Origin of the sequence: Nonomuraea terrae, assembly GCF_004348995.1 — a bacterium.
In the GTDB taxonomy this organism is placed as follows: Bacteria; Actinomycetota; Actinomycetes; order Streptosporangiales; family Streptosporangiaceae; genus Nonomuraea; species Nonomuraea terrae.
Genome location: NZ_SMKQ01000107.1, coordinates 21,490 through 28,466, shown reverse-complemented (window position 1 = coordinate 28,466; position 6,977 = coordinate 21,490). Strand labels below are relative to the sequence as shown.

The window sequence follows — 6,977 nt, the reverse complement described above, 5'->3', positions numbered from 1 at the left end:
GGTGGGCGGGATGTAGGCGTAGCCGCGGTCGGCGCCCTCGCCGTACTTCAGGCCGCGGGGTTCGGGGTCCACGCCGGGCTGGTGGAGGCGTCTGGTGGAGGCCGGGTCGCGCGGCGCTTCCTCTTCGCCGCGCGACCCGCCGTCTCGATCATGATCCGCCATCACGATCTCCCTTTACTCGCCCGTGAAGGGCGCTCCCAGAAATAGAGGATGGCAAATCCACCGTAAGCCCTGTGTAAGCGCAGCGCCATGTCAGACCTGGGTCGTACGAGCACTTCACCCTTCAGGTGGACCAATGTGCTGCGGAACGTCCCTATCGTGAGGGTGTGTTCGGCAGGATGCGGGTGTGGTCCAGACGCCACGAGAGGGCGGTGGCGGCCCTCCGGGTGGCTCCTCTGGCGGTGTTGTGCGCCGTCTTGGCGGTGCCGATCGCGACGGCCGACCCGCCCGGGGGCCTGCCCATCAGTGTGGTGGGCTACCTGGCCCTGTCGGCCGCGTTGCTGGCGCCACTGGTGTGGATCTCACGGCCGGTCGCGTCGTTCGCGGTCATCGCGCTGGTCAGCTTCGGGCAGTGGCTGCAGGACCTCGCCGTGCTGCCGGCCAACCTGGCGGTGCTGGTCGCGCTCTGGGCGGTGGCCTACCGGTGCGCGTTCCGCTGGGCGCTCGCGGCGGTGCTGGTGGCGGAGCTGGGCACGTTCCTGGCGCTGGTCAATTGGCGTGATCCCACGTTCGGGATGTTCTTCGGCGGCTCGATCTTCGTGGTGACGGTCTGGCTGACCGGCCTGTACGCCGGCACCCGACGGCGCTACCTGGAGGGCCTGGAGGAGCGCGCGGAACGCGCCGAGCGCGAACGCGACCAGCAGGCCAGGATGGCCGCCGCGGCCGAGCGGGTGCGGATCGCCAGGGAGCTGCACGACGTCGTGGCCCACAACGTCAGCGTCATGGTCGTGCAGGCCGACGGCGCCGCGTACGCGCTCGACGGCGACGTGGAGCAGGCCCGCGAGGCCGTCACCACCATCTCCAGGACCGGCCGCGCCGCGCTGGCCGAGATGCGCCGGCTGGTGGGCGTCCTGCGCGAGAACGAGGCCGCGGCCACCGACTACACCCCGCAGCCGGGGCTCAGCCAGCTGGAGGAGCTCGTCCAAGGCTCGGCGGTGCCGGCCCGGCTGAGCGTCGCCGGCGTGCCGGCCGAGCTGCCGGAGGGTCAGCAGCTGGCGGTCTACCGCATCGTCCAGGAGGCGCTGACGAACACGCTCAAACATGGCGGCGCGGCGGCCCGGGCGACCGTGGAGCTCGACTACACCGGTCCCGACCTGGTCGTCAAGGTGACGGACGACGGGCGGGGCGCGGCTGCCCCGGCGAGCGCCGACGGCCACGGCCTGATCGGCATGCGGGAGCGGGCCGGCATGTACGGCGGCGCGGTGTCGGCGGGTCCCCGGCCGGGCGGCGGCTTCGAGGTGCTGGCGCGGCTGCCCATGGCGAGGGCGGCGTAGTGATCCGGGTGATGCTGGTCGACGACCAGGAGCTGCTGCGAGCCGGGTTCCGCATGGTGCTGGGGGCCCAGCCGGACATCGAGGTGGTCGCGGAGGCCGGCGACGGCGCCGCCGCGCTGGAGGTGCTCAAGACCGCCGCGGTGGACGTCGTGCTCATGGACGTGCGCATGCCGGTCATGGACGGTGTCGAGGCCACCCGGCGCATCGAGGGCCCGAAGGTGCTCATCCTGACCACGTTCGACCTGGACGAGTACGCGTTCGCGGCGGTGAAGGCGGGCGCGGCCGGGTTCCTGCTGAAGGACGTGCCGCCGGGCGACCTGATCGAGGCGATCCGGGTGGTGCACGCGGGCGACGCCGTGGTCGCGCCGACCACGCTGCGGCGGATGCTCGACAGGTTCGCCGCCCAGTTGCCGTCCGGGGAGCCGGTGGCGGCCGGCGAGCTGACGCCGCGCGAGCGGGAGGTGCTGCTCATGGTGGCGCGCGGCCTGTCCAACATGGAGATCGCGGCCCGGCTGGAGGTCGCGGAGGCGACGGTGAAGACGCACCTCGGCCGGGTGCTGGCGAAGCTGGGGCTGCGCGACCGCGCACAGGTGGTGGTGTACGCGTACGAGTCGGGGCTGATCGTGCCGTCGCCTCGGCCGGAAGTCTGACCGGGGTCAGCCGCAGTCGCACTCGAAGTCCCTCCTCAAGGCCCATGAGGAGCGAAATTTCCACTCCTAGCGTGAGTCGCGTTGATAATTCGCGACCTTGGAGTGAATGTGACGCTCACCCATACCCAGGCGCCCCCCGCGGTGGCCGCCAGAGCACTGACCAAGGTGTACGGCGAGGGCGACGCCCGCGTCCAGGCCCTGCGCGGCGTGGACGTGTCCTTCGCCACCGGCGCCTTCACCGCCATCATGGGCCCGTCGGGCTCCGGCAAGTCCACCCTCATGCACTGCCTGGCCGGCCTCGACACCGCCACGTCCGGCACCGTGCACATCGGCGACGTGGAGCTGACCGGCCTCACTGACCGGCGGCTCACCCAGCTGCGCCGCGAGCGGATCGGCTTCGTCTTCCAGTCCTTCAACCTGCTGCCCACGCTGACCGCCGAGCAGAACATCCGCCTGCCCCTCGACATCGCCGCCCGGCAGGCCGACGAGGCGCTGTTCGACCGGGTGGTCGACACCGTGGGGCTGCGGAACCGGCTCCGGCACCGGCCGTCGGAGCTGTCCGGCGGCCAGCAGCAGCGGGTGGCCGTGGCCAGGGCCCTCATCGGCAAGCCCCAGGTGATCTTCGCGGACGAGCCCACCGGGAACCTCGACACCCGCAGCGGCGCCGAGATCCTGTCGTTCCTGCGCACGTCCGTACGCGAGCTGGGGCAGACCATCGTCATGGTCACGCACGACCCGGTGGCGGCCTCGTACGCCGACCGGGTGGTGTTCCTGCGCGACGGCGAGCTGGTCACCGAGCTCGCCGCGCCGACGCCGGAGACCGTTCTGGACACGCTCGTCCGGCTGGAGGCCTGAGGTGCTGAAGACGGCGCTGGCCGGGCTGCGGGCGCACCGGATGAGGTTGTTGCTCACCTCCGTGGCGATCGTGCTGGGGGTGGGCTTCATCGCGGGCACCTTCATGCTGAACGACGCCATGCGGGCCGGCGTCGCCGAGCGCGTCACGGCCGACGCGGGCAAGGTGGACGTGGCCGTGCTGCCCAAGACCGGCGTGCTGCCCGGGGAGGTGCTGGAACGCGTCCGCGCGCTGCCCGGCGTGGCCGAGGCCCAGGGCCTCGTGCGCGGCAGCGCGCCCGTGCTCGGCAAGGACGGCAAGACCGTGGGGGACTTCCCCACCACCGCCGTGTCCGTCGTCACGGGACGCCTGGACCGCTCGAACGTCGTCGCCGGCGCCGGTCCGGGCCACGACGACCGGGCCGCCGTGCTCGACGAGAACACCGCGAAAGCCCAGGGCTTCCGCATCGGCGACACGATCACCGTCCTCGACCACGAGCAGAACCAGCACCGCTTCCGGCTCGTCGGCCTGATCGACACCGGCGTGGACCAGGAGCTGGCCTTCACCGGCGCGGTGGGCTTCACCACGGACACCGCGCGCCGCATGACCGGCGCGAAGGGCTACGCCGAGATCGACGTCGCCGGTTCCGACGCGCGCGCCGTGGCGGCGGCCGTCGGGAGCGCGTACACCGTCAAGAGCGGCGCCGAGCTGGCCGACGACCTGGCCAGGGCGGCCGGGGTGCAGAACGAGATGATCGCGCTGGGGCTGCTGATGTTCGGCCTGGTGGCGATGCTGGTGGCCGCTCTGGTGATCTCCAACACGTTCGCCATCCTCGTCGCCCAGCGCACGCGGGAGATGGCGCTGTTGCGCTGCATCGGGGCGACGCGCGGGCAGGTGTTCGGCTCGGTCCTGCTGGAGTCGGCCGTCGTGGGGCTGCTGGCCTCCGCGGTCGGTCTGATCGCCGGGTACGGCCTGGCCGCGCTCACGCTGACGGTCCTCGACGCGCTGGACTCCCCGCTGCCCACGGACGCGCAGGCCGTCCTCACCCCGCTCACCGTCGTCGCCGGCCTGGCCGTCGGCCTCGTCGTCACGGTGGGCGCGGCCGTGTTGCCGGCCAGGTCGGCCACGCGGGTGCCGCCGGTGGCGGCGCTGCGCGACCACGCCGGGGAGCCGGCGTTCCGCGCCGGCCTCGTCCGGGGCGGGATCGCGGCGCTGTTCCTGGTCGCGGGCCTCGGGACGACGGCCGCCGGCGTGTTCGTCCTGGAGCCCGGGCAGGTCTCGCTCGTCGTGGTGATGGCCGGGGGCGTGCTGACGTTCCTGGGGGTGCTGGTGCTGGGGCCGGTGCTGGTCAGGCCGCTGAGCGCGCTCGTCGGCTGGGTGCCGCGCCGGATGTTCGGCGTGCCGGGCCGGCTGGCGGTGGACAACGCGGCGCGCAACCCCAAGCGCGCCGCGACCACCACGGTCGCGCTGACGATCGGCGTGACCCTGATGACAGTGATCTCGGTGGTCACCGCGTCCACCCGGCTGAGCCTGACGGTCAAGCTGGACGAGCAGTTCCCGATCGACTACCTGCTGGCCGGGCAGTCGGGTGACCCGGTCGTCCCGAGGTCCGTGGGCGACGAGCTGCGCGGCCGGCCGGAGCTGACGTCGGTGGCGCAGATCCGCCAGGTGACCGCGCGCGTCTCGGGCGAGCGCCTCAGCGTGGGCACGTTCGACGGGCCCGTGGAGCCGTACGTCGTGGCCGGGTCGATGGCCGGCTTCGGCCCGGGCAAGGCCGCGCTGAGCGAGCTCGCGGCCGATGAGCTCGGCGTGCGGGTCGGCGACTCCGTGGCGATCGAGACCCGGCGCGCGGGCACCACGTCGCTGACGGTCACCGCGCTGCTCGACGGCAACCAGTCGACGCTGCCGCCGGTCACGGTCGCGGCGGGGCCGTTCGACGCCTACTTCGGTGCGGTGCCCGACACGCGGGTGATGGTGAACATCCGCGACGGCGTGCCGCCGGAGCGGGCCCGCGCGCTGGTGGACGCCGCCGCGGCACCGTACCCGGACGTGCGGGTGAGCAGTTCCACGGAGATACGCGGGGAGTTCGACGAGACGCTCGACATGGTGCTCATGATCATCACGGGACTGCTCGGCCTGGCGATCCTGATCTCGTTGTTCGGCATCGCGAACACGCTCTCGCTGTCGGTGCACGAGCGGACCAGGGAGTCCGCCCTGCTCCGGGCCCTGGGGCTGACCAGGCCGCAGCTGCGCCGGATGTTGTCCGTCGAGGCGCTGGTGCTCGGGTTGATCGGGGCGCTGGTCGGCGTCGTGCTGGGCGTCGTCTTCGGATGGGCGGCGATGCGGGCGATGCTGGACGGGGCCATCGTGTCGGTGCCCGTCCCGCGGATCGTACTGTTCGTGGCGCTGGCCGGGGTGGCTGGAGTGCTCGCCGCCGTGCTGCCGGCCAGGCGGGCGGCGCGGGCGTCGATCGTAGGATCCCTGACCCCCGTCTAAAAAAGCCCCGAAGATGCATAAAACGGGCATTAGGCGGATACAACACCACGGGGTGAGGTCGGGCGTCTTGATGGGGGCGACGCCCGGCCTTCACCCGCTCGCACAAGCGCTGTCGGCGTGCCGGTCAGCGGGGCCTGCGGCCCGGCCAGAGCTCCGCCACGGTCTCCGGGTCGAGCAGCGGGCGGGTCGCCACCTCGCCGGTCGCCCGATCGATCACGAGACATCCGCCCCCGAGCGTCTCCGGCAGCTTCGCCGGGTCGTCGGGCTCCAGGTCGCGCACCCAGGCGACGTAGCCGCCGTCGAAGCCGTACACGCCGACCGGCACCGTCTCCTCCCGCGCCCCGTTGACGTACTCCTCGGCCAGCGCCCTGGCCTGGTCCAGGTTCATCGCGGCATCCCCCGGCGGTCGAGAATCACGCAGAACACCCCGGTCACGGTCTTGTACGGCGGCTCGACGGACATGTGACCCCGCTGAGCGTCGATCCAGATGATCTCGCCGTCGAAGTTGACCGCGTTCCAGACGTGCGATCCGCCGCCGGGCCAGCGTACGACGATGACGGCGGCGGCCCCGTGCCCGGCGTCGAGCAGGCGGCGGCGGATCAGCGGGTAGGCGTGCCGGCCCTGGCCCGCGTACTGGAGGCGGTGACCGGCCCAGCGCTCGATCCTGGCCGTGCTCCCCCGCTCGCCGGTCAGCACCGGACGGCCGACGCGGTCGTACTCCGGCATCCTCGGCGCGGCCGTGGCGGGCTCGCCGTGCCAGGTGGACAGCACGGCCAGGGCGCAGTCGGCGGCGTTGGACGCCCGGAACGGGTCGTCGGCGGGCCCGCCGCCGTTGATCAGGCGCACCCAGGTGCCCCGGGGGTCGGGGAAACGCGCGCCTGGTGGCAGCGCCTCGGCGAGGTCCCGCTCCACCTGCGGGTCCGGCTCCGCCAACCCTCCCGGCTCCCCGTACGGCCTGCTGTCACCCAGCCTCGGCGGCCGCCCCGGCAGATCGAACCAGTCATCCTCCACCGCCTCGCCTTCGTGACCCGCCACACCACAAAACCGCCCCACGGTTCCGTACGGGTCCAGGTGCGGACCGGACGTACCAGGCTGCGGACTGTACGGGTCAGCATGCGAGCCGGAGGTGCCGGTGTCTGTGCCGGACGAGCCGGTGTGCCCGGCAGACCTGCCGACGTACAAGCCGGACGTGTCGGCATACGAGCCGGACGTGTCGGCGAACGAGCCAGACATGTCAGCCGAGGCCACGACCCCAGCCTCGGCCGCGCGACCGTGCGACGCCGACGACACCGAGTCGGCGCCACCGTGAGCCCCGCTCCCGGAACCCTCCTGCACGGGGCCACGCGGAACACCAGCCACACCCGGCGCGGCACCCACTGCCCCGGACCCGGCCGACGACACGAAACCCGGCGGCACACCGGCCACACCGCCCGATGCGGCATGCGGCCCAGTGCCCAGCGCCGCCTCCGGCGACGCGGGCGCGGACGACCCGACGGACGGACCACC

General features: G+C 72.9%; 6 protein-coding genes. 4 read left to right on the top strand and 2 right to left on the bottom strand.

The window, feature by feature from the left end:
- Positions 1–326 precede the first annotated feature (326 nt).
- From E1286_RS28160 to E1286_RS28145, 4 genes are all read left to right on the top strand, one after another.
- A complete protein-coding gene (locus E1286_RS28160) occupies positions 327–1,493 on the top strand; it encodes a sensor histidine kinase (RefSeq protein WP_132617174.1) in 1,167 nt (388 codons plus the stop codon).
- Positions 1,493–2,143, top strand: a complete 651-nt coding sequence (locus tag E1286_RS28155) for a response regulator transcription factor (protein ID WP_223190474.1) — start codon at positions 1,493–1,495, stop codon at positions 2,141–2,143. The genes E1286_RS28160 and E1286_RS28155 overlap by 1 nt, the downstream gene beginning before the upstream one ends.
- A gap of 108 nt (positions 2,144–2,251) precedes the next feature.
- Positions 2,252–2,998 (top strand): ABC transporter ATP-binding protein, encoded by a 747-nt coding sequence (locus E1286_RS28150; RefSeq protein ID WP_246075241.1) that lies wholly within the window; start codon positions 2,252–2,254, stop codon positions 2,996–2,998.
- Between the two features lies 1 nt (position 2,999).
- The gene (locus E1286_RS28145) at positions 3,000–5,471 is read left to right on the top strand and encodes an ABC transporter permease (RefSeq protein WP_132617170.1); all 2,472 of its coding nucleotides are present in this window, start codon (positions 3,000–3,002) and stop codon (positions 5,469–5,471) included.
- A 124-nt stretch (positions 5,472–5,595) separates the two neighbouring features.
- Here E1286_RS28145 and E1286_RS28140 read toward each other — a convergent pair whose 3' ends face one another.
- Complete coding sequence (locus E1286_RS28140; RefSeq protein WP_132617168.1) at positions 5,596–5,859, bottom strand: hypothetical protein; 264 nt, start codon at positions 5,857–5,859, stop codon at positions 5,596–5,598.
- Entirely contained in the window at positions 5,856–6,482 is a 627-nt protein-coding gene (locus tag E1286_RS28135; protein ID WP_246075240.1) for a toxin glutamine deamidase domain-containing protein, read from the bottom strand. Before E1286_RS28135 ends, E1286_RS28140 begins: the two co-directional genes overlap by 4 nt.
- Between the last annotated feature and the right edge of the window lie 495 nt (positions 6,483–6,977).